The sequence below is a fragment of the Aquicoccus porphyridii genome (assembly GCF_008369105.1).
GTDB classification, from domain to species: Bacteria; Pseudomonadota; Alphaproteobacteria; order Rhodobacterales; family Rhodobacteraceae; genus Aquicoccus; species Aquicoccus porphyridii.
Genome location: NZ_VINQ01000001.1, coordinates 467,046 through 489,363, shown reverse-complemented (window position 1 = coordinate 489,363; position 22,318 = coordinate 467,046). Strand labels below are relative to the sequence as shown.

Genomic DNA, 22,318 nt, shown 5'->3' with positions numbered 1-22,318 from the left:
CATGCGTTCCGGGCGGCGCTCGTGCCGGGGATGCATCCGGCCCTCCGGGTTCGGGGCGGCGGCGGAGGCGGCGCGGCGCGCCCGAGGGTGGGTCAGGTGTGGGAGACCGCCCCGGCGCCGGAGGCCTCTGCGTCGCGCAGGCCGGACGGTGTCTTGCCGGTATGTTGTTGCATGAAGCGGGTGAAATAGGCCGCACTGCCAAAGCCCAGATATTCAGAGATGCGGCCGACAGGATGGTCGGTGTCGCACAAGAGGCTGCGGGCGGCATGCAGGCTGCATTCGGTCAGGATCGCGGCGGCGCTCATCCCGGCGGTGGTGTTGAGGCAGCGGGCGAGATGGCTGGGCGTGATGCCCAGTTTCTCGGCATAGGTGGCCGTCGACTGGCCGCTGTGGAACTCGCGGGCCACGAGGTCGGTGAAGGCGGTGGCGATACGCGCCTCGGCGCTGGTCTCGGCGGGGCCGGGCGCGGCGAGAAGCGCGCGCTTGAGCCAGATCGCGATCAGCGTCGCGTGGGCGCGGGCTGCCGCGGCGTGAAAATCGCGGCTGCCGGATTGTTCGCGTTGCATCGCTTCGACCAGCGCGGTCAGCTCCTGCTGGGCGTGAACGTCGCGGATGCGCAGGTGGTGATTGCCCTCGGGCAGCGGAATCCCGGCACCGGGCGGCACCACCATGGCAAGCCCGAACCCCTGTGGCCCGGGATCGACGGAAAACAGCGTTCCGGCGGGGATGAAAAGCATGTTGTTGATGCCCATCCCCTTGCGCTGACCGGCGACGATGGCGCGGCCCTGTCCACGGGTGATCCAGATCAGCAGGTGGGTATCGCGGCTGTGCTGAAGCCCGAGCCGCCACGGCGCCTTGCCCGAGAGAGTGGCGAGCGTGTCGATGCGGGGTGCGTCCTGTGTCATTTCCGGGTCTTTCGAGGCGGGTGGATGGTGGATGATGGGTTGGTAACGCATGACTCCAAGGGGTAACGACTTGTGGGCGGTTGCGCCACGGGCTTGCCGTGGCGAGTGGTTCAGACGGCGGGAACATGCCGCCAGCCGCGCATTCGCGCGCGGAACCATGTGCGCTGACGCTTGGCATATTGACGGGTGGCGATGATGGCGGCGGTGCGGGCCTCGTCGAGTGTCATCTCGTCGCGCAGATGGGCGATCAGTTCGGGTGCGCCGATGGCGCGGGACGAGGGGCGGGCGGCGTCCCAGGTTGTGAGGTTGGCGCGCGCCTCGTCCAGCGCACCCGCATCCAGCATCCGGTCGAAGCGGGTTTCGATCCGTGGGGTGAGCCAGTCCTTGGGCGCGTCGATCAAAAGCGCGCAGGTGCGGGCCAGCGGCAGGAGCGGGGGTGGGGTGTCATCCTGCCACGCGGCCAGCCCGCGCCCGGTGCTGTGCTGCACTTCCCATGCACGTTGCACCCGCATCGGGTTGAGCGTGTCGATGCGGGCGGCGGTCGCGGGGTCGAGTTCGGCCAGCAGCGTCTCGCGGCCCCTGGCCGCCATGCGCGCGTCGGCCTCGGCCCGGATCGCGGGGGGGGTGGCGGGGATCTCGGCCAACCCTTCGGTCAGGGCGGTGAAGTAGAGCCCGGTGCCACCCACGATGATCGGGCGAGTGGTCTCAAGCAGGGGGGCGGCCTCGCGCAGCCAGTGGCCGACCGAATATTCGGCATCGCCCGGCACATGGCCGTAAAGCGCGTGCGGGGCGCGGGCAAGGTCGTCGTCGGAGGGGCGCGCGGTCAGCACCCGCCAGTTGGCAAAGACCTGAAGCGCATCGGCATTGACGATGGTGCCGCCCTGCGTCTCGGCGATGGCGAGCGCGAGGGCGGATTTGCCGCTGGCGGTGGGGCCGGCGATGACAACGGGCCGGTCCGGCAGGAGGTCGTCAAGGATATCGTCAAGGGTTCTGGTGGGCGCGATCATGGGAGCTTTGCCTTGCGGATGGATCGAAATGGATAGCGGAGGGCGTTCACCGATTGCAACACCGGTGGAAACCCGTATTTTGCGCGCCAGAACAGGATTGCCCCAAAGGAGCCCCCATGGACAAGGCCGATACCCCGCAAACCCGCTTCAACCGTGTCCTTCTCAAGATCTCGGGCGAGGCGCTGATGGGGGATCAGGGCTATGGGCTGCACCCGCCGACGGTGAGCCGAATCGCCGAAGAGGTGAGGGCGGTGCATGACATGGGGGTCGAGATCTGCATGGTGATCGGCGGCGGCAACATCTTTCGCGGGCTTCAGGGCAGCGCGCAGGGGATGGAGCGCACCACCGCCGATTACATGGGCATGCTGGCCACGGTGATGAACGCGCTGGCGATGCAATCGGCGCTGGAGGCGCATGGCGTCTTCTGCCGGGTGATCACCGCGATCCGCATGGACGAGGTGGCCGAGCCATACATCCGCCGCCGCGCGGTGCGCCACCTTGAGAAGAAGCGGGTCTGCATTTTCGCCGCCGGGACCGGCAACCCCTATTTCACCACTGACACCGCCGCCGCGCTCAGGGCCAATGAAATGGCCTGCGAGGCGATCATCATGGGCAAGAACGGGGTCGACGGGGTCTATGACAAGGACCCGCGCGTGCATGAGGACGCCAAGCGCTATGACAAGGTGTCGTTCGACGAGGTACTGGCGCGCAACCTCAAGGTCATGGATGCGAGCGCGATCGCGCTGGCGCGTGACAACAACCTGCCGATCATCGTCTTTTCGCTCGACGAGCCGGGCGGATTCAGTGGCATTCTGGCCGGTCAGGGCACCTTTACCACGGTCGGCGGCTGAGCGCCGGAGCGGTTGGAGCGCGGCGCGGGTTGGTCTATACAAACCCCGCGCGCAGGAGATATAGCAAGTGGGACACGGATAGCCCGCAAGGGGAGTGAAGAGCAGATGGCCGACGAGGAATTCATGTTGGACACCGACGATCTGGAACGTCGGATGCAAGGGGCGATGGGGTCGCTGCGCACGGAATTCGCAAGCCTGCGCACCGGACGGGCCAGTGCCGCGATGCTGGAGCCGGTGACGGTCGAGGCCTATGGTCAGCAGACGCCGATCAACCAGGTCGGCACGGTGAACGTGCCCGAGCCGCGGATGGTGACGATCAATGTCTGGGACAAGTCGCTGGTGCGGGCGGTGGAAAAGGCGATCATGAATTCGGGGCTGGGGATCAACCCGCAGACCAACGGCACGATCATCATGCTGCCCATTCCCGAACTCAACGAGGAACGGCGGCGCGATCTCACGCGGGTGGCGGCGCAATATGCCGAACATGCGCGGGTGGCCGTTCGCAACGTGCGCCGCGACGGGATGGACCAGATCAAGAAAGCCAAGGCCGACGGCCAGTTGAGCGAGGATGACCAGAAATTCTGGGAAACCGAGGTTCAGGAGATGACCGACCGCTTCATCAAGGCGGTGGACGAGGCGCTCGAGAACAAGCAGGGCGAAATCATGCAGGTCTGACGTGACCTGTCGCCGGACCGCACTGCGGGAGGAGTGGGCGATGTCCCCCAAGGATCAGACCACGGGCAAGCACGGGCGGCGCGGCCCGCGCCACGTGGCGATCATCATGGATGGCAACGGACGCTGGGCGCAAGCGCGGGGGCGACCGCGCCTGTTTGGCCACCATGCCGGGGCCAAGCGGGTGCGCGAGATCGTCGAGGCCTGTCCCGATCTCGGGGTCGAATACCTGACCATTTTCGCCTTTTCGACCGAGAACTGGAAGCGCACGCAGGTCGAGGTGGCCGGGCTGATGAGCCTGTTTCGCCGATACATCACCAAAGAGGCGCGCGCGCTGCGTGACGAGGGGGTGCGGGTGCGGTTCATCGGCGACCGGGTGCGGCTCGATGACAAGCTGATCCGGCTGATGGACGAGCTGGAGGAGATGACCGCCGGAAACACGCGGGTGCATCTGACCATCGCGCTTAATTACGGTGGCCGCGACGAGGTGGCGCGGGCCACCAAGCGGCTGGCCGAGGATGTGGCGGCGGGGCGGCTCGACCCGGCGAGCGTGGACGAAGAGACCCTGCCAAGGTACCTGGATACACATGTTTTACCCGACCCCGATCTTGTCATCCGCACCAGTGGCGAGGCGCGGATCTCGAATTTCCTGCTGTGGCAGTCGGCCTATGCGGAATACGAATTCATCGACACGCTCTGGCCCGATTTCTCATCCGATATCTTTGCCGGGCTGGTGCGCAGCTATGGCGCGCGCGACCGGCGGTTCGGCGGGGTGAAAGCATGAGCGCCGCAACAACGCCGCCGACCGGCCCGTCGCGATGGGGTGATCTTGCGCCCCGGGTGATCTCGGGCGTGGCGATGATCGCGGTGGGCGCAGTGGCGATCTGGGTCGGCGGGGGTGTCTTTGCCGCGCTGGCCGTGGCCATCGCGGGGCTGATGACGTGGGAACTGGTGCGGATGATCCGCCCGCGCCATCGCCGGGCAGCGGTGCAGGAGGGCGCGTTGGCGGCACTTGCGCTGGCGGTCGCGCTTTACGTGCCGGGCGGCATCGCGGCGGTAATCCTCGGCGTTCTGCTGGTCGTGCTGGTGGGGCGGACGGGGGCGCATCCGCTGCTGACCGCCGGATATGGTGCGGGCATTTTCCTCGGGGCCTACGGGCTGGTGATGCTGCGAAACGATGTCGGGCTGATCTGGACCCTGTGGCTGGTCGCGGTGGTGGTGGTCACGGATGTGGCGGGCTATTTCGCGGGCCGGATCATCGGCGGGCCGAAATTCTGGCCGAAGGTCAGCCCCAAGAAGACATGGTCGGGCACGGTCGCGGGCTGGATCGCGGCGGCGGGGTTGAGCGCGTGGATGCAGGCGCAATTCGGCCTGCCCGCATGGTTGATCGTCGCCGGGGTGGGGTTGTCCTTTGCCTCGCAGATGGGGGATGCGGCCGAAAGCGCGCTCAAGCGGCGGATGAAGGTCAAGGACAGTTCGAACCTCATTCCCGGCCATGGCGGGGTGATGGACCGGTTCGACGCGATGATGGGCGCGGCCTTGGCGGTGACGCTGGCCATGGTCGTGGCCGGGGTGTCATGAGACGGGTGTCGATCTTCGGGGCGACCGGGTCGATCGGGCAATCGACCATCGACCTGATCGCGCGGACGCCCGAGGCGTATGACGTGGTGGCCCTGACCGGGGGGCGCAACATCGCGCGGCTGGCGGATGATGCGGTGCGGCTGGGGGCCAAGCTGGCGGTGACGGCGCATGACGGGTTGCTTGATGATCTGCGCGCGGCGCTGGCGGGCACGGGGATCGAGGCGGCGGCGGGCGAGAGCGCGCTGATCGAGGCTGCCGCGCGGCCTGCTGACTGGGTGATGAGCGCCATCGTGGGCGCGGCGGGGCTGCGCCCGGGGCTCAAGGCGCTGGAGCAGGGCGGCACGCTGGCGCTGGCCAACAAGGAATCGCTGGTGACGGCGGGGCCGTTGCTGATGGAGGTGGCGCGGGCGCATGGCGCGACGGTGCTGCCCGTGGACAGCGAACATTCGGCGATTTTCCAGGCGCTGGTGGGTGAGGATATGAGTGCGGTCGAGCGCATCATCATCACCGCGTCGGGCGGGGCATTCCGCGACTGGCCGCTGGCCGATCTTGAACGCGCCACGGTGAAAGAGGCCAGCCACCACCCGAATTGGGCGATGGGTCAGCGGATCACGATCGACAGCGCGTCGATGTTCAACAAGGCGCTGGAAATCATTGAAACCCATGAGTTTTTCGGAATCGCGCCTGAGCGGATCGAGGTCTTGGTGCATCCCGAATCTCTGGTTCATGCGCTGGTGGGGTTTCGCGACGGGGCGCTGATGGCGCATCTCGGGGTGTCGGACATGCGCCACGCGATCGGGTATGCGCTGAACTGGCCCGCGCGCGAGGCGCTGCCGGTGGGGCGGCTCGATCTGGCGGGGATCGGACAGTTGAATTTCCGCCACCCCGACGAGGCGCGCTATCCCGCTTTGCGGCTGGCGCGCGAGGTGATGGCGCGGGGCGGATTGTCGGGGGCGGTGTTCAACGCTGCCAAGGAGGCGACGCTGGACGGGTTCATCGCCGGGCGGATCGGATTCACCGGCATGGCGGGCGTGGTCGAGGCGGTTCTGGAGCGGATTGGGTCAAACGAGGGTCTTATTGATGCCAACATGACCCTTGATAACATCCGCGCGGCGGACCACGTAGCCCGTAGCCTTGCAGACGAAGAGATGCGGGAGCGGGCCGCCTGAAGGCGCAACCCCGGATCGAAGACAGAACGAAGACAACGAATAACAGGCAGGACGACGTTTTGGATATTTCCCTGATTCCGCAGTTCGGCGGCTTCGTCATGACCGTGATCGCCTTTGTGGTGGCGCTGTCGGTGATCGTGGCGGTGCATGAATACGGCCATTACATCGTCGGGCGCTGGTCCGGGATCAAGGCCGAGGTGTTCTCGCTGGGGTTTGGCCCGGTGCTGTGGTCGCGCCATGACAGGCACGGCACGAAATGGCAGATCGCGGCGCTTCCCTTTGGCGGATATGTCAAGTTCCTGGGCGATTCGAACGCGGCGTCGGCCAAGGATGAGGAGGCGGCTTATGCCTTGTCGGAGGAAGAGCTGCGGCATTCGATGCATGGTGCGCCGCTCTGGGCGCGAACGGTGACGGTCGCGGCGGGGCCGATCTTCAACTTCATCCTGTCGATCCTGGTTTTTGCCGGGGTGATCCTGTGGCAGGGGCAGGTGGCCGAGCCGCTGACCGTGGGCAGTTTCCGCGCCTTGCCGGGCGAGGTTCAGGAGTTGCGCGAGGGCGACGAGGTGATCGCCATCGGCGGGGTGCGGGTGCCCGCCTTCGAGGATCGCGAGGCGTTCCGCAGTTTCGGCGACGCGGTGCCGGTCGAGCCGGTGCTGGATTACGATGTGCGCCGGGATGCGCGCGAGATGCGTGTTGGCGGGCCCTATCCCTATCCACCTCTGGTCACGCAACTGTCGCCGCAATCGGCCGCCTATGACATCGGCCTGCAGGTGGGTGACGTGATCACCGCGGTCGACGGGACGCCGATCTTTGCCTTTGAGCAACTGCGCGAGCGGGTCGAGGGTGGTAACGGCAAGCCGCTGTTGCTGAGCGTGTGGCGCGATGGCGCGGCGCTTGAATTCACATTGGTGCCGCGGCGGGTGGACGAGCCGCAGGCGGAAGGCGGGTTCAAGACCAGTTGGCGAATCGGGATCGCGGGGGGGCTTTTCTTTGAGCCGGCCACCGAGATGACGGGTGTCGGCTCTGCCTTGTGGGGCGGGGTGGTGCAGACCGAGCGGATCGTCCAGGGGTCGATCTCGGGGCTGTGGCACATGATCACCGGTGCGATTTCGAGCTGCAACATGTCGGGACCGATCGGAATCGCGCAGGTGTCAGGCGCGATGGCAAGCCAGGGTGCGGTGAGTTTCATCTGGTTCATCGCGGTTCTGAGCACGGCTGTGGGGTTGCTCAACCTGTTTCCGATTCCGGTGCTCGATGGTGGGCACCTGGTGTTTTACGGCTATGAGGCGGTGGCCGGGCGGCCGCCGTCGGACGGGGCCTTGCGAATCCTGATGACCGTCGGGCTGACGTTGATCCTGTCGCTGATGGTCTTTGCGCTGAGCAACGATCTGTTCTGTCCCTGATCGCCGCCTGGGCGCGATTGCCATAGTCTTGCCTCAATTCCGGTCTGCATTCCGTCACATTGGCCAGTCAACCTCTACGGGAATCGAACCACCGGCAATGGAGGGTGTGAAATGAGCACGATCGCGCGCGGATACCAGGGGCTTCACCTGTTGTGGGATCTCAACTGGGATCGCTTGCTTTATGTTTGCACAATCGCCGTGGCGCTGATGGCGGGCGCGTGGCTCGGGTCGCAGTTCTGAACACGGCCATTCGGCCCGGGCGGTTCGGCGTGCAGGCCCAATCCCGGCAGCCAATCATTTTTCTTCAAGCCCCCCGTCCGGGGGGCTTTTGCGTTTTTGACAAGTCAGGGCAATCCCTTTAGCTAGTCTATAGTTGGGGTGTCTGACCGGGTTGAGCAAATGACGTATAATATAAATGGCCACGCAGGGGGCCTGATTGAACAAGGCAGGAAAACACGCGCGTTCATGGCGGTGATTTTCCTGGGAGTTTCATTCATTTTCAGCACCTTGCCGGGTGTGGGCGAGGCACAGTCCTATCGCTTTACCGACGTGACCATCGAGGGCAATCAGCGGATCGAGCCGGGCACGATTCTGAGCTATGCGGGAATCGCCCGCGGCGAAACGGTGTCGGCGGCCGAATTGAACGACGCCTACCAGCGCATTCTGGCCAGCGGGTTGTTCGAAACCGTGACGATTGAACCGCGCGGTAGTCGACTTGTCATCGCGGTCAAGGAATACCCGACGATCAACCGGATCAATTTCGAGGGCAACCGGCGCCTCAAGGATGAGGAACTCGCCGGTTTCATCGAGTCGAAATCGCGGCAGGTCTACAACCCGACCAAGGCCGAACGCGACGCCGAGACCATCGCCGAGGCCTATTTGCAGAACGGTCGGCTGGCCGCGCGGGTGAGCCCCAAGATCATCCGGCGCAGCGACAACCGGGTCGACCTGGTGTTCGAGATTTTCGAGGGCGGGAATGTCGAAATCGAGCGGATCAGCTTTGTCGGCAACCAGGTCTATTCCGACCACCGGCTGCGCCGGGTTCTGGAAAGCAAGCAGGCCGGGCTTTTGCGGATTCTCATCCAGCGGGACACCTTTGTCGAGGATCGGCTGCAATTCGACCGGCAGGTGCTGCGCGATTTCTATCTCAGCCGGGGTTATATCGACTTTCGAATCACCGGCGTGAACGCCGAGTTGGCCCGCGAGCGCGACGGCTATTTCATCACCTTCAACGTCGAGGAAGGGCAACAGTTCCGGTTCGGTGAGATCACCACGGTGAGCGAGATGGACGAGGTCGTTGCCGAGGAATTCCAGTCGATCCTGCGGGTGCGTCCTGGCGTGGTCTATTCGCCGACGCTGGTTGAAAACTCGATCGCACGCATGGAGCGTCTCGCGGTGCGCAAGGGCATTGATTTCATGCGGGTCGAGCCACGGATCAGCCGCAACGACCGCGATCTTACGCTCGATATCGAGTTCGCGCTGGTGCGTGGTCCGCGCGTGTTCATCGAGCGGATCGATATCGAGGGCAATGCCACGACGCTCGACCGCGTGGTGCGGCGGCAATTCCGGGTGGTCGAGGGCGACCCGTTCAACCCGCGCGAAATCCGCGAGGCAGCCGAGCGCATCCGGGCGCTGGGGTTCTTTGAAAAGGCGGATGTGAATGCGCGCGAGGGATCGAGCCCGGAACAGGTGATCGTGGATGTCGATGTCGAGGAAGCCCCGACAGGGTCGTTGGGATTTGGCGGCAGTTTCTCGTCGAAAACCGGATTCGGTCTTGCGGTTCAGTTCGAGGAGAACAATTTCCTCGGGCGTGGGCAGACCTTTCGGTTCTCGATCTCGGGTGCGGAAGAAAACCGCAACTATGGTATGAATTTCGTGGAACCTGCCTTTCTCGGCCGCGATGTCCGGTTCCATTTCGACGTCGGTTATGTCGAGACCGAGGGCTACAATTCGAATTACGATACCGAGTCGGCGAGTCTGGGTTTCGGATTGGAGTTCCCGATCAGCGAGCGGGCGCGGTTCGGGGTGAATTACAAGTTTGATCACACCGAGGTGCTCAACTACACGGGACCCGCCGGGACACTTCTGGATGGCGAGGCCGGTCTGGGTGCGTTGAACGCAAGTTCGGTTGGCTTCACCTTTTCCTATGACACGCGGATCACCGGGTTGAACCCGAATGCCGGGATGTTGCTTGAGTTCAGCCAGGATTTCGGCGGTGCCGGGGGCGATGTCGATTTCTCGAAATCGACGGCGCGGGTGATGGCGCAGACCAAGATCCTGAACGAAGAGGTCACGCTGCGCGCGACCCTCGCGGGCGGGATGGTGAATTTCCGCAAGGGGCAATCGAGCCGGATCACCGACCGGTTCCTGTATGGCAGCGATATCATTCGCGGTTTTGCCTATGACGGGATCGGGCCGCGCGAGCGTGATGCGGGGGGCACGTTTGATGACGCGCTTGGCGGGAATTTCTTTGCCACCGCGAAATTCGAGGCGCAGTTCCCGCTGGGCCTGCCCGAGGAATACGGTATCGAGGGCGGCCTGTTCTATGATGTCGGTTCGGTCTGGGGGTTGGACACGACCAGCCCGAACACGCTTTACGCGGGCGGGCCGGTGCGTCATGTCGCGGGGCTCTCGATCTTCTGGAAAACGCCGGTCGGGCCGCTGCGGTTGAACTGGTCAAAGGCGCTTCAGAAACAGACCTTCGACAAGGAACAGCAGTTCGAGTTGACCATTCAGACCAACTTCTGAGGCCATGATGGGGCGCGCGCTGCGGGGGCTGATCTTGGCAACGGTGGCGGCGGTGATCTGCGTGACGCCGCCACTGGCGCGCGCGCAGGATCTGGGTTTGCCGGACAGCCCGGTTCTGACGGTCGATCTCAACCGGCTTTTCAACGAGACGCTGTTTGGCGAACGTGTTGCCAGCGAGCTTGAGGCCGAGAGCGCGGTTCTGGCGGCCGAGAACCGGCGGATCGAGGCGGAGTTGACGGCCGAGGAGAAGGAGCTGACCGAACGCCGCGATGCGATGACGCCCGCCGCGTTTCGCGAAGCTGCGGATGCGTTCGACGCGAAGGTGCAGCGCATCCGTGCCGAGCAGGAGGCAAAGGCCCGCGCGCTGGCCGATGAGAACGAGAACGCGCAGCGCCGGTTCCTCGGCGCGGCACGGCCTGTTCTGGAGCGGTTGATGCTCGAGAGTGGGGCTTCGGTGCTGCTTGATACGCGGGCGGTGTTGCTGAGTTCGGATGCGGTCAACGTGACCGACGCGGCGGTGGATCGGATTGATGACGCGATCGGCGATGGCAGCGGGGTATCGCCCGACGCCGAAGAGGTGGCCCCCGAAGTGCCGATTGCGCCGCAAGAGGCCCCGCCTCTCGTCCTGCCCCCGGAAGAGAGCGAATGACCGGTCGGGTGCCGTGATGCTTGCCCCGTTGGGAGGGAGTTGGTAAAGCCTTTCCCACTGAATTCGTGGCAGGATCGGAGTGTAACCTGCGAGACATGTGAGCGTGGCGCGCTTGCCGACAAGCCATGATGCAGGCGTGCCTGCGACGCATCGGGCAATGTCGAGAAGCCGAGAGGAAGGAAACGACAATGACCGAGGCAACCCGGGCGGGGATCGACCTGATCCAACGGATCATTCCGCATCGCTATCCGTTTCTCCTGGTCGATCGGGTCGAGGATATCGTGGGGTATCAATCGGCGCGCGGCATCAAGAACGTGACCATGAATGAACCGCATTTCCAGGGCCATTTCCCCGGCAATCCGATCATGCCCGGGGTGACCATCGTCGAGGCCATGGCCCAGACCGCGGCGGTGATGGTGGGCACGGCACTCGACATGGCCGATCGCAACATGCTGGTCTATTTCATGGCAATCGAGAAGTGCAAGTTTCGCCGCATGGTCGGGCCCGGTGACGTGCTGGAGATGTATCTGGAGACCATGCGCGGCAAACCGGGTGGCAAGGTCTGGAAATTCGCCGGAACCGCCAAGGTGGGCGAGGAAATCGCCGCCGAGGCCGAGTTCACGGCGATGATGGACCTGCCAAAGGAGTGACCTGAATGAGCCGTATCCATCCAAGCGCGATCGTCGAAGAGGGCGCCGAGATCGGTGAAGGCTGTGTGATCGGGCCGTTCTGCCTCGTGGGGCCGGAGGTGCGGCTGGGGCCGGGTGTCGAGCTCAAATCCCATGTGGTCGTGACCGGCAATACCGAGATCGGCGCCGAGACGGTGATCTTTTCCTTTTCGGTGATTGGCGAGGTGCCGCAGGATCTCAAGTTCAAGGGCGAGCAAACGCGGCTGATCGTGGGCGCGCGAAACCGTATCCGCGAGCATGTGACGATGAACACCGGCACCGAGGGCGGCGGCGGCGTGACCCGGGTGGGCGATGACGGGCTGTTCATGGCCGGGTGTCACATCGCGCATGATGCGCAGGTGGGCAACCGTGTGATCGTCGTCAACAATTCGGCCATCGCCGGGCATTGTATTCTCGAAGATGACGTGATCGTCGGGGGGCTTTGCGGTGTGCATCAATTCGTTCGCATCGGGCAGGGCGCGATCATCGGCGCGCTGTCGATGGTGACGAATGACGTGATCCCGCACGGGCTTGTCCAGGGACCGCGCGGGGTTCTCGACGGGCTCAACCTTGTGGGGTTGAAGCGTCGCGGGGTCGGGCGTGCCGACATCACGGCGCTGCGGGCCGCGTTCCAGATGCTGGCGCAGGGCGAGGGTGCGTTCCAGGACCGGGCGCGCCGTCTGGGCGAGGAAACCCAGAGCGATTACGTCCGCCAGATCGTCGATTTCGTGACCGCGGGCAGTGACCGGTCCTTTCTGACTCCGGGGTGAGCCGATGCTGGCGTTGATTGCGGGGCGGGGGCATTTACCCGACAAGGTGGTTGCGGCTCTGGGCGAGCGACCGATCATCTGTGCGATGGAAGGCTGTTTGCCGGATCGGCTTGACCCGGATCTGGTGTTCCGGCTGGAGACGCTGGGCACGCTTTTGCGGATACTGGCGGAACGCGGTGTGACCGGGGTGTGTTTTTGCGGTGCAATTGACCGTCCGGCGCTCGATCCGGCTGCTCTCGATGCCGAGACGCGACCGCTTGTCCCGATATTCATGGAGGCGCTGGCCAAGGGCGATGACGGGGCGCTGCGCGCGGCGATTCACCTGTTCGAACGCGCAGGGTTCACGATCCGCGCGGCGCATGAGATCGCGCCGGAGATCGTGGCGCGGGCGGGCATTCCCACGCAGGGAAAGCCCCGTTCGACCCATCGCGCCGATGCCGATCTGGGCGACCGGGTTCTGGCCGAGATGGGGGCAGCGGACGAGGGGCAGGCCTGTGTGATCCGACAGGGCCGGGTTCTGGCGCGTGAAGACCGGGCGGGCACGGATGCGATGCTGGCCGGGCTGGCGGGCGCGGCGCAGGATGCGCCGGGCACCGGCGCGATCCTCTTCAAGGGGCCGAAGCCGGAGCAGGACCGGCGCATCGACCTGCCCACGATCGGCCCGGACACGGCGAAAGCTGCCGCCGAAGCCGGGTGCGACGGGATCGTGATCGAGGCGGGCGGCGTGATCATTCTCGACGAGCCGCGGGTGGTCGCGGTTCTCGATGCGATGAACATGTTTCTTTGGGTTCGGGAGAGGCCATGAAGGTCTTTGTGATCGCGGGCGAACCATCGGGTGACCGCCTGGGCGGAGCACTGATGGCGGGGCTGCGGACGCTGATGCCCGAGGTTGCATTTCGCGGCGTGGGCGGGCCGGAGATGCGCGCGCAGGGCATCGAGAGCCAGTTCCCGATGGAGGAGCTGTCGATCATGGGTGTGGCCGAGGTTCTGCCGAAGCTGCGCCATCTCATGCGGCGGCGTGACGAGGTGGTGCGCGCGGTGCTCGATTGGGCGCCCGATGTCCTGATCACCATCGACGCGCCGGATTTCAGCCTGCGCGTGGCCAAGGGGGTCAAGGCCGCGTCGGGTATCCGCACGGTACATTACGTGGCGCCCTCGGTCTGGGCATGGCGGCCCGGACGCGCGGCGAAGATGGCGCGTCATATCGATCATGTTCTGGCTCTGTTGCCATTTGAACCGCCTTACATGGAGGCGGCGGGGATGGAGTGCGATTTCGTGGGGCACCCGGTGGTGAGCGAGCCGGTGGCGAGCGATGCGGAGGCGGCGGCCTTTCGCGCCGAGCACGGGATTGCGGGCGAGATGCTCTTGGTGCTGCCCGGTTCGCGCCGGGGAGAGGTTGCGCGATTGTCGCAGCGGTTCGGTGAGATCATTGCCCGGGTTGCAGCCGCCCGACCGGGGCTGCGGGTGGTGGTTCCGGCCGCCGCACCGGTGGCGGAGATGCTGGCCGAAATCGTGCCGGGCTGGGCCGGTGATCCGGTGCTGCTCGATCCGCGCGGTGTCGGGGGGGACGTGTTTTCTGCGACAAAACGGGCGGCGTTCCGGGCGGCGGACGGGGCGCTGGCGGCATCGGGGACGGTGTCGCTTGAACTGGCGGCGTCGGGGACGCCGATGGTGATCGGTTATGATCTCAACTGGCTCAGCCGCCAGATCATCCCACGGCTGTTGCAGGTCGATACGGTGACGCTGGTCAACCTGGTGAGCGGTACGCGAGTGGTGCCGGATTTCATCGGCAAGGCGTGCCGCGTGGGGCCGATGGCCGAAGCGGTGATCGGGATGTTTGAGGCGCCAGAGGCGCAGCACGCGGCGCTCGATCTGACGATGGAGCGGTTGGGCCGGGGTGGCGAGGCGCCGGGGCTGCGCGCGGCGCGGGCGGTTCTGGCGCGGATGTGAACGGATCGTGCGGGGTCAGCCCGCGTGAATCCAGCCGCCCCCGAAGATCCGGCTGCCGCCGGTTTCGTAGAACACGCAAGCCTGCCCCGGCGAGACGCCTTCCTCGGGGGTGAGGAGTTCGACCTCTGCCGTTGAGGGCGAGAGCGCGCGCAGAATCGCGGGGCGGGGTGGCCGGGTCGAGCGGACCTTGACCATGATCTCGCGCTCGGTGACGTTTTCGAACGTTTCGTCGCCCAACCAGTTGACCTCGCGCACGGGAACGATGCGGGTGGCGAGCAATTCCTTGGGGCCGACGATCACGCGGCGATTGTCGACATCGAGTTTCACCACGTAGAGCGGATCGACAAGCCCGCCGATCCCGAGGCCGCGGCGTTGGCCGATCGTGTAATGGATCACGCCCTTGTGGTTGCCCAGCACATTGCCGTCGATATCGACGATCTCGCCCGGTTCGGCCGCGCCGGGGCGCAGTTTCTCGATCACGCTGGCATAGTCGCCATTGGGGACAAAGCAGATGTCCTGGCTGTCGGGTTTCATCGCCACGGGCAACCCGTATTTTGCTGCCAGCGCGCGGGTTTCATCCTTCGAGGCAAGATGCCCCAGCGGGAAGCGCAGGAAATCGAGTTGCTGTTGCGTGGTCGAGAACAGGAAATAGCTCTGATCGCGGTTGGCATCGGCGGCACTGTGCAATTCGGCGCCGTGCGGGCCGGTCTTGCGCTGGATATAGTGGCCGGTGGCCATGCAATCGGCGTCGAGATCGCGCGCGGTTTCCAGCAGGTCCTTGAATTTCACCCGTTCGTTGCAGCGGATGCAGGGCACCGGCGTGGCACCGGCGAGATAACTGTCGGCAAACTCGTCAATCACCGCGTCGCGAAAGATGTTTTCGTAATCGAGCACGTAATGGGGAAAGCCCATTTCCTCGGCCACGCGGCGGGCGTCGTGAATGTCGATGCCCGCACAGCACGCACCCTTCTTGGCCAGGGCCGCGCCATGGTCGTAAAGTTGTAGCGTGACACCGACCACGTCATAGCCTTCGTCAGCCAGCATCGCGGCCACGACCGAGGAATCGACACCACCCGACATGGCGACCACCACGCGGGTTTCAGAGACGGGTTTGGCGATCCCCAGCGAGTTGAGCGGGGTCGCGGTATCGAGCGACATGGCGGGTTCCTTCAATTCCTGGGTAAATATAGGAAAATCCTAAACACTCTCAAGTCCCGGTTTCACCGGTCATTAAGCCTGCCGGGTGCATCACCGTGGCATCGCAATGACGAGGTTTGGGCGATGTATCTGAAAAAAGTCGATGGGCCAAGGGCCGTGACCCTGCCGGGCGGAACTGTGATGTCGCGCTCGGACCTGCCGCCGGCAACCACCGCGCGCTGGGTGGCCAGCCGCAAGGCCGCCGTGGTGCGCGGCGTGGTCTACGGGTTGATTTCACAGGACGAGGCGCTGGACAGGTACGGGTTGAGCAAGGAGGAATTTCTCGAATGGGTTGCCGCGGTTACCGGGTTCGGCGAAGATGCACTGAAGGTGACGCGGTTACAAAGATATAGACAACTTTAACGAGCGTTCGTAAGCTTTATTGCGATTTTAACATGTGATTAACCATTTTTGTTCACGTTTAATTCCTATGATTGCATTGAAGCGGAGAATTGAAAATGCGCGTGCTGCTGGTGGAAGACGATCCGACGACGTCGAAGAGCATCGAGTTGATGCTGACCCATGCCAACCTCAATGTCTATACGACCGACCTCGGCGAGGAGGGGGTCGATCTGGCCAAGCTTTACGATTATGACCTGATCCTTCTCGATCTCGGGCTACCGGACATGAACGGGCATGAGGTGTTGCGGCAGTTGCGCCTGGCGCGAATCGATACGCCGATTCTCATTCTGAGCGGTGCCGACGATACCGAGAACAAGCTCAAGGGGTTCGGCTTTGGTGCCGATGACTACCTGACCAAGCCGTTCCACCGCGAGGAACTGGTTGCGCGCATCCATGCGATCATCCGCCGCTCGAAAGGGCATTCGCAATCCGTCATCAAGACCGGGAAGGTCTGTGTCAATCTCGATGCCAAGACGGTCGAGGTCGATGGTCGGCCGGTGCATCTGACCGGCAAGGAATACCAGATGTTCGAACTGCTGAGCCTGCGCAAGGGCACGACCCTGACCAAGGAGATGTTTCTCAACCATCTTTATGGCGGCATGGACGAGCCGGAACTCAAGATCATCGACGTCTTCATCTGCAAGCTGCGCAAGAAGCTGACCACTGTGACCGACGGCGAAAATTATATCGAGACGGTCTGGGGGCGGGGCTATGTTCTGCGCGACCCGGCGCCGGTCGAGGAACCGAGTCGCCCGATCGCGATAGGCGCCTGAGCCGGCCCGCTCGGATCGAGATGGATTGAGGCGGCGCAAGGGTAGAAGGATACCACTCACGGATCGCGCCCGGGGATTGCGCGGTACTTGTCCTATGGTGGCGGCAGGGGATGGCCGTGCCGGGCGGCCACGCATTGACCCCGGGTGGTGGAGATCGGGCATGCCTTGTTTGCATCGGTAGGCTGGACCTTGGTTCGGGGCGGGGCTAATCCTTGGTGGACAAGACCTGCGCCAAGGCGGCGCACGCTCAATCCTTGGGGGGCGATGTGACGGGCGAAACACCGGTGGATCAGTTGAGCGAAAGCGAGGCGAGCGGCGAGTTGGAGCGGCTGGCGCGGGAGATCGCGGCGGCGAACGAGGCCTACCATACCCGTGATGCGCCGGAGATTCCGGACGCGGCATATGATGCGCTCAAACAGCGCAACCAGGCGATCGAGGCGCGATTTCCCCATCTCAAACGTGCCGACAGCCCCAGCGAGCAGGTCGGTGCGACCCCGGCCGAGGGGTTTGGCAAGATCCGCCATTCCGTGCGGATGCTGTCATTGGGCAATGCCTTCGATGACGGTGACGTGGTCGAATTCGGTGAAAGCGTGCGCCGCTATCTCGGGGTCGAAGAGGCAATCGCCTATACTGCCGAGCCCAAGATCGACGGGCTGAGCCTTTCGCTGCGTTATGAGAACGGCGCGCTGGTGAGTGCCGCCACGCGCGGCGACGGCGAGACCGGGGAGAACGTCACGGCCAATGCCCGCGAGGTGGATGACATTCCCGAGCGGATCGAGGGCGCGCCCGAGCTCCTCGAAGTGCGCGGCGAGGTCTATATGAGCCATGCCGATTTCGAAGCGCTCAATGCGCGGCAGGAAGACCGGGGAGGCAAGACATTCGCCAATCCGCGCAATGCCGCCGCCGGATCGCTGCGCCAGCTTGACGCGACGATCACTCGCGACCGGCCGTTGCGGTTCTTCGCTTATGGTTGGGGCGAGGTGAGTACACCGCTGGCCGAGACGCAGATGGGGGCAATCGAGCGGCTGAAGGATCTGGGATTTTGCACCAATCCATTGACGCGGCTATGCGATGGGCCAGACGAGATGCTAGCGCATTACCGGGTGATCGAGGAACAGCGCGCGACGCTCGGCTATGACATCGACGGTGTGGTTTACAAGGTCGACGATCTGGCTTTGCAAAAGCGGTTGGGATTTCGCTCGACCACGCCGCGATGGGCGATTGCGCACAAGTTTCCCGCCGAACTGGCCTGGACCCGGCTTGTGGCGATCGACATCCAGGTAGGGCGGACCGGTGCGCTTAGCCCGGTGGCGCGGTTGCAGCCGGTGACGGTGGGTGGCGTGGTGGTGTCGAACGCGACGCTGCACAACGAGGATTACATTGCCGGGCGATCGAACACCGGTGAGCAGATTCGCGAAGGCAAGGACATTCGCGTGGGCGACTGGGTTCAGGTCTACCGGGCCGGGGACGTGATTCCCAAGATCGCGGATGTGGACATTGAGAAACGGCCCGAGGGGTCGGAGCGGTTCGTGTTTCCCGATCACTGCCCGGAATGCGGCTCAGCGGCGATTCGCGAGGAAGGTGACGCGGTGCGACGCTGCACCGGGGGGCTGATCTGTCCGGCACAGGCGGTGGAAAAGCTCAAGCATTTCGTGTCGCGCAAGGCGTTTGACATCGAGGGGCTGGGCGCGAAGCAGGTTGAAATGTTCTATCGGGACGAGATCTTGCCGATTCGTGAACCTGCCGACATTTTCACGCTGGAAGCGCGCGACGAGCAGAACATCGCGAAACTCAAGAACCGCGAAGGCTGGGGCGAGACCAGCGCTGGGAACCTCTTTCGCGCGATCAATGAGAAGCGCGAGATTGCGCTGTCGCGGCTGATTTTCGGGTTGGGCATCCGTCACGTGGGCGAAGTCGCCGCGCAAGACCTTGCACGGCATTACGGCGATTGGCACAGGATGGCCGAGGCGCTCGACCTGGCGCGGGCTGCGGCGCTGGCGCATCGGGCGGGTGACGAAGCGGCGGAGGAAGAACGCGCCCGTGCGGTCGAAGAGGGCCGCCGCGCAAGGGTGAGCGAGGCGCGGGCGGCTGCCGTTGCGCGGTGCAACGTGCCCGCGCAGACGCAGGCGGCCTGGGAGGATCTGATCTCGGCTGACGGGATCGGCCCGGTGATGGCGCTTTCGCTCTCGGATGCCTTTGCGAACGATCACGAGCGCCGGGCGATTGACGCGCTGGTGGCGCATCTGACGCCACTGCCGCCAACGGCGCGGGCGACGGAAAGCCCGGTCGCGGGCAAGACGCTGGTCTTTACCGGGACGATGGAAAAGATGACCCGGGCCGAGGCCAAGGCGCGGGCCGAGGCGTTGGGCGCCAAGGTCGCGGGCAGCGTGTCGGCCAAGACCGATCTGGTCATCGCCGGGCCGGGGGCGGGATCGAAGGCGAAGAAGGCCACCGAACTGGGGGTCGAGACGATCGACGAAGACGGCTGGCTTGCGATGATCGAGGGGCTATGAGCGGACGCCCGGAGCCCCTGTTCCCGCTTTTCGCGGATATCGAAACGCTGGAGGGCGTGGGGCCCAAAACTGCGCAGCACCTGGCCCAGATCGACATCGAGAAACCGCGCGACCTGCTGTTCACGTTGCCCTATTCGGTGGTCGACCGGCGTCGGCGCGAGACGGTTCAGGGCGCGGACCTGCCGGCGACGTTGACGGTCGAGGTCGAGGTTGGCCAGCATCGCCATGCGACGCGGCGGGGCGGGGCCTATCGAATCAATGTCGAGGATGCGAAGACCGCGTTTCAACTGGTATTTTTCCACGCCCGGGATGAGTATCTCAACCGTATCCTGCCCCCGGGCAGTCGCAAGCTCGTTTCGGGGCGGGTCGAGATGTTCGACGGGCTGGCGCAGATGGTGCATCCCGACCACGTGCTCGACCGGCATGAAGCGGGCGAGATTCCCGAGTTCGAACCGGTCTATCCGCTGACCGCGGGCGTGACGCAGAAGGTGATGGCCAAGGCGGCCCGCGCGGCGGTGCTGCGGGCGCCGGAGCTGGCCGAATGGATCGACCCGCTGCAGAAGGCCAAGGCGGGCTGGCCCGATTGGCATGACGCGGTTGAAAACGCCCACGCGCCGCGCGCGATGGCCGACCTTGCGGCGACGGCCCTGGCGCGCGAACGGTTGGCCTATGACGAGTTTCTGGCCCATCAACTGACCCTCGCGTTGGCCCGCGCGAATTTGCGCCGCGCCAAGGGGCGCGAAAGCCACGGCACGGGAATGTTGCAGGCGAAGGTTCTGGAAAGTCTGGTTTTTCGGCCTACGGGTGCGCAGACCCGGGCGATCAACGAGATCGCGGCGGACATGGGCAAGCCGCAGCGGATGAACCGGCTGTTGCAGGGCGATGTGGGGGCGGGCAAGACGCTGGTGGCGTTCATGGCGCTCTTGATCGCGGTCGAGGCGGGCGGGCAGGGGGTGATGATGGCGCCCACCGAGATACTGGCGCGCCAGCATCTTCAGGGGTTGCGCCCCTTGGCCGAGAGCGCGGGCGTGGTGATCGAGCTTCTGACCGGGCGCGACAAGGGGGGCGAGCGCAGGGCCAAGTTGGCGGCGCTGGAGACCGGCGAAATCCAGATCCTTGTTGGCACCCACGCGGTGTTCCAGAAGGATGTGGAGTTCCGCGATCTGCGATTGGCGATCATCGACGAGCAGCACCGGTTCGGCGTGCGCCAGCGGCTTGAGCTGGGTCGCAAAGGGGCCGGGGCGGATGTTCTGGTGATGACGGCGACGCCGATTCCGCGCAGCCTTTCGCTGGCGCAATATGGCGATATGGATATTTCGATTCTCGACGAAAAACCGCCCGGGCGGCAGCCGATCAAGACCGCGCTGGTCAGCACTGCGCGGATGGGGGAGGTGGTCGATCATCTGCGTCGCGCCGTGAGCGAGGGCAAACAGGCCTATTGGGTCTGCCCGTTGGTTGATGAGAGCGAGAGCAGCGATCTGACCGCGGCGGAGGAACGGTTCAAGCACCTGCGCGCGGCGCTTGGCGAGGGCCGGGTGGGGCTGGTTCATGGGCAGATGCCGGGGCCGGAAAAGGACGCGGCGATGGCGGCGTTTCAACGTGGCGAGACCAGCGTTCTGGTCGCCACGACGGTGATCGAGGTGGGGGTGGATGTACCCAACGCCACGATCATGGTGATCGAACGGGCCGAGATTTTCGGGTTGGCGCAATTGCACCAGCTGCGCGGGCGGGTCGGACGAGGGAGCGGGGCGTCGACCTGTCTCTTGATGTATCAGGCACCGCTCAATGAGGGTGGCGAGCGGAGGTTGACCACGTTGCGCGACACCGAGGACGGGTTTCGCATCAGCGAGGTCGATCTGGAGATGCGCGGCGCAGGCGATCTGATCGGCGTGGCGCAGTCGGGGCTGCCGAGGTTTCGCGTCGGAGACATGGAACATCAGGCGGCGCTCATGGCGGTGGCGCAGAGCGATGCGCGCAAGCTTTTGAACGACGATCCGACGCTTGAGACGAATCGGGGCCGGGCGGCGCGAGTCCTGCTTTGGTTGATGGAGCAGGATCAGGCGATTCGTTTGATTTCAGTGGGTTGATCCGAGTAGGCCCTGAAAGTTCGCAAATGTTCCTAAAAAGTTCTTTACAAGCGAATCAAAAAATGAGAACAAAGAGGCAACATGATGCCCGAGAGCAGGAGATTCCCGATGGTCAACCAGATCAAATCGATTCTCGAACGTAGCCAGGACACGATCTGGCAAGATGCGATCGGGGCCGTGTCTCTAATGATTTTGCTGATTGCCGGGCTGCACCTGCCCGGGCTTGTCTGAGCCGTTTGATGAATTCTGCCACGTGAGCCTTTGCCCCTGTCCGCGGCGCAACTTGTCCCAAAGCCTGCGCCGAGACTGACACTGCCTGTCCCTCATGTCGTCCCGGGGTTGCTTCATCGGCCCCGACTGATTGGCGGGGGCACATGGGCTCACGCAACTGACCGCCGCCTTGGAAACCAAGCGCGGCGGTTTTTTCTGTTCAGGCGTTATCGCGTCCGGGAAAACCTTGGATCAGGCGCAATTGCTTTGCGCGGCCTTGTCCATCGCTTCGAGCGTGGCCTCGATGGCCAGCAGGATCGAGGCGTGGCGGTTCTTGTAATCGCGGGCCGGGCGCAGCACCTCCAGCCCGTCGAACGGGGCAGGCGGTGTCGGGCCGTCGTGTTTGAGCATGTCGCGCAGGGCGTCACGCGTTGCTTCGACCTCATCGCGGGTGCGGCCGATGATGTTGGCACCGACGATGCTCGCCGCAGCCTGACCCAGGGCGCAGGCTTTCACATCCTGGCCGTAGTCGGTGATTACACCATCGCGCAGCTTGATATCGACGGTGACGGTCGAGCCGCAAAGCGGCGCGCGGCGCTTGACCGTGGCGTCCGAATCCGGGAGCCGATCAAGATGCGGGATCTCGGCGGCCAGCGCGAGGATGCGCTCGGAATAGAGCTTGATGAGATCTGTCTCGCTCATGTCGTTTCCTTCGCGGTCCTTTTGTCCTAGATAAACCTGTCGAACGTGGATGCAAAGGGGG

22 protein-coding genes are annotated in these 22,318 nt (G+C 64.5%); 18 read left to right on the top strand and 4 right to left on the bottom strand.

All coding sequences use genetic code 11. The features are described from left to right. Nucleotides 1–92: 92 nt before the first annotated feature. Nucleotides 93–956 (bottom strand): helix-turn-helix transcriptional regulator, encoded by an 864-nt coding sequence (locus FLO80_RS02425; RefSeq protein ID WP_246156524.1) that lies wholly within the window; start codon nt 954–956, stop codon nt 93–95. Nucleotides 957–1,015: 59 nt separating this feature from the next. Then, nucleotides 1,016–1,912 (bottom strand): tRNA (adenosine(37)-N6)-dimethylallyltransferase MiaA, encoded by an 897-nt coding sequence (gene miaA, locus FLO80_RS02420; RefSeq protein ID WP_111361934.1) that lies wholly within the window; start codon nt 1,910–1,912, stop codon nt 1,016–1,018. A 116-nt stretch (nt 1,913–2,028) separates the two neighbouring features. On the opposite strand from miaA, the gene pyrH reads away from it, so the two are divergent. The 13 genes from pyrH to lpxB all read left to right on the top strand — a co-directional run bounded on the left by pyrH (nt 2,029) and on the right by lpxB (nt 14,373). Continuing rightward, a complete protein-coding gene (pyrH, locus tag FLO80_RS02415) occupies nt 2,029–2,763 on the top strand; it encodes a UMP kinase (protein WP_111361935.1) in 735 nt (244 codons plus the stop codon). Between the two features lie 105 nt (nt 2,764–2,868). Next, on the top strand, nt 2,869–3,438 hold the full coding sequence (gene frr / locus FLO80_RS02410) for a ribosome recycling factor (protein ID WP_111361936.1): 570 nt from the start codon (nt 2,869–2,871) through the stop codon (nt 3,436–3,438). 40 nt (nt 3,439–3,478) lie between these two features. Further along, on the top strand, nt 3,479–4,219 hold the full coding sequence (gene uppS / locus FLO80_RS02405; RefSeq protein ID WP_111361937.1) for a polyprenyl diphosphate synthase: 741 nt from the start codon (nt 3,479–3,481) through the stop codon (nt 4,217–4,219). Further along, the gene (locus FLO80_RS02400; RefSeq protein ID WP_111361938.1) at nt 4,216–5,016 is read left to right on the top strand and encodes a phosphatidate cytidylyltransferase; all 801 of its coding nucleotides are present in this window, start codon (nt 4,216–4,218) and stop codon (nt 5,014–5,016) included. The genes uppS and FLO80_RS02400 overlap by 4 nt, the downstream gene beginning before the upstream one ends. After that, nucleotides 5,013–6,185, top strand: coding sequence for a 1-deoxy-D-xylulose-5-phosphate reductoisomerase (dxr, locus tag FLO80_RS02395; RefSeq protein ID WP_111361939.1), 1,173 nt, complete (start codon nt 5,013–5,015; stop codon nt 6,183–6,185). The genes FLO80_RS02400 and dxr overlap by 4 nt, the downstream gene beginning before the upstream one ends. Before the next feature lie 59 nt (nt 6,186–6,244). Further along, complete coding sequence (gene rseP / locus FLO80_RS02390; RefSeq protein ID WP_111361940.1) at nt 6,245–7,588, top strand: RIP metalloprotease RseP; 1,344 nt, start codon at nt 6,245–6,247, stop codon at nt 7,586–7,588. Nucleotides 7,589–7,699: 111 nt separating this feature from the next. Next, entirely contained in the window at nt 7,700–7,828 is a 129-nt protein-coding gene (locus FLO80_RS23345; protein ID WP_281286949.1) for a hypothetical protein, read from the top strand. Between the two features lie 225 nt (nt 7,829–8,053). Further along, complete coding sequence (bamA, locus tag FLO80_RS02385; protein ID WP_246156522.1) at nt 8,054–10,336, top strand: outer membrane protein assembly factor BamA; 2,283 nt, start codon at nt 8,054–8,056, stop codon at nt 10,334–10,336. 7 nt (nt 10,337–10,343) lie between these two features. Continuing rightward, entirely contained in the window at nt 10,344–10,985 is a 642-nt protein-coding gene (locus FLO80_RS02380) for an OmpH/Skp family outer membrane protein (protein ID WP_111362373.1), read from the top strand. A gap of 188 nt (nt 10,986–11,173) precedes the next feature. Next, nucleotides 11,174–11,635 (top strand): 3-hydroxyacyl-ACP dehydratase FabZ, encoded by a 462-nt coding sequence (fabZ, locus tag FLO80_RS02375; RefSeq protein WP_111361942.1) that lies wholly within the window; start codon nt 11,174–11,176, stop codon nt 11,633–11,635. A 5-nt stretch (nt 11,636–11,640) separates the two neighbouring features. After that, nucleotides 11,641–12,423 carry an acyl-ACP--UDP-N-acetylglucosamine O-acyltransferase gene (lpxA, locus tag FLO80_RS02370; protein ID WP_111361943.1) on the top strand — a complete coding sequence of 261 codons (783 nt, stop codon included), beginning with the start codon at nt 11,641–11,643 and terminating at the stop codon, nt 12,421–12,423. 4 nt (nt 12,424–12,427) lie between these two features. Further along, on the top strand, nt 12,428–13,228 hold the full coding sequence (locus tag FLO80_RS02365; RefSeq protein ID WP_111361944.1) for an LpxI family protein: 801 nt from the start codon (nt 12,428–12,430) through the stop codon (nt 13,226–13,228). Continuing rightward, nucleotides 13,225–14,373: a lipid-A-disaccharide synthase gene (gene lpxB, locus FLO80_RS02360; RefSeq protein ID WP_111361945.1), complete on the top strand. Its 1,149-nt coding sequence runs from the start codon at nt 13,225–13,227 to the stop codon at nt 14,371–14,373. The genes FLO80_RS02365 and lpxB overlap by 4 nt, the downstream gene beginning before the upstream one ends. A 15-nt stretch (nt 14,374–14,388) precedes the next feature. Here the strand turns inward: lpxB and mnmA are convergent, their stop codons facing one another. After that, nucleotides 14,389–15,531, bottom strand: coding sequence for a tRNA 2-thiouridine(34) synthase MnmA (gene mnmA / locus FLO80_RS02355; RefSeq protein WP_111361946.1), 1,143 nt, complete (start codon nt 15,529–15,531; stop codon nt 14,389–14,391). A gap of 123 nt (nt 15,532–15,654) precedes the next feature. On the opposite strand from mnmA, the gene sciP reads away from it, so the two are divergent. From sciP to FLO80_RS23340, 5 genes are all read left to right on the top strand, one after another. Continuing rightward, complete coding sequence (sciP, locus tag FLO80_RS02350; protein ID WP_111361947.1) at nt 15,655–15,933, top strand: CtrA inhibitor SciP; 279 nt, start codon at nt 15,655–15,657, stop codon at nt 15,931–15,933. A gap of 95 nt (nt 15,934–16,028) precedes the next feature. Next, entirely contained in the window at nt 16,029–16,745 is a 717-nt protein-coding gene (gene ctrA / locus FLO80_RS02345; RefSeq protein WP_111361948.1) for a response regulator transcription factor CtrA, read from the top strand. A gap of 293 nt (nt 16,746–17,038) precedes the next feature. Next, nucleotides 17,039–19,258: an NAD-dependent DNA ligase LigA gene (gene ligA, locus FLO80_RS02340; protein ID WP_111362374.1), complete on the top strand. Its 2,220-nt coding sequence runs from the start codon at nt 17,039–17,041 to the stop codon at nt 19,256–19,258. After that, the gene (gene recG, locus FLO80_RS02335; protein WP_111361949.1) at nt 19,255–21,345 is read left to right on the top strand and encodes an ATP-dependent DNA helicase RecG; all 2,091 of its coding nucleotides are present in this window, start codon (nt 19,255–19,257) and stop codon (nt 21,343–21,345) included. The genes ligA and recG overlap by 4 nt, the downstream gene beginning before the upstream one ends. 108 nt (nt 21,346–21,453) lie before the next feature. Further along, entirely contained in the window at nt 21,454–21,576 is a 123-nt protein-coding gene (locus FLO80_RS23340; protein ID WP_281286948.1) for a hypothetical protein, read from the top strand. Between the two features lie 231 nt (nt 21,577–21,807). Here the strand turns inward: FLO80_RS23340 and FLO80_RS02330 are convergent, their stop codons facing one another. Then, nucleotides 21,808–22,257: an iron-sulfur cluster assembly scaffold protein gene (locus tag FLO80_RS02330; protein ID WP_111361950.1), complete on the bottom strand. Its 450-nt coding sequence runs from the start codon at nt 22,255–22,257 to the stop codon at nt 21,808–21,810. Nucleotides 22,258–22,318 lie beyond the last annotated feature (61 nt).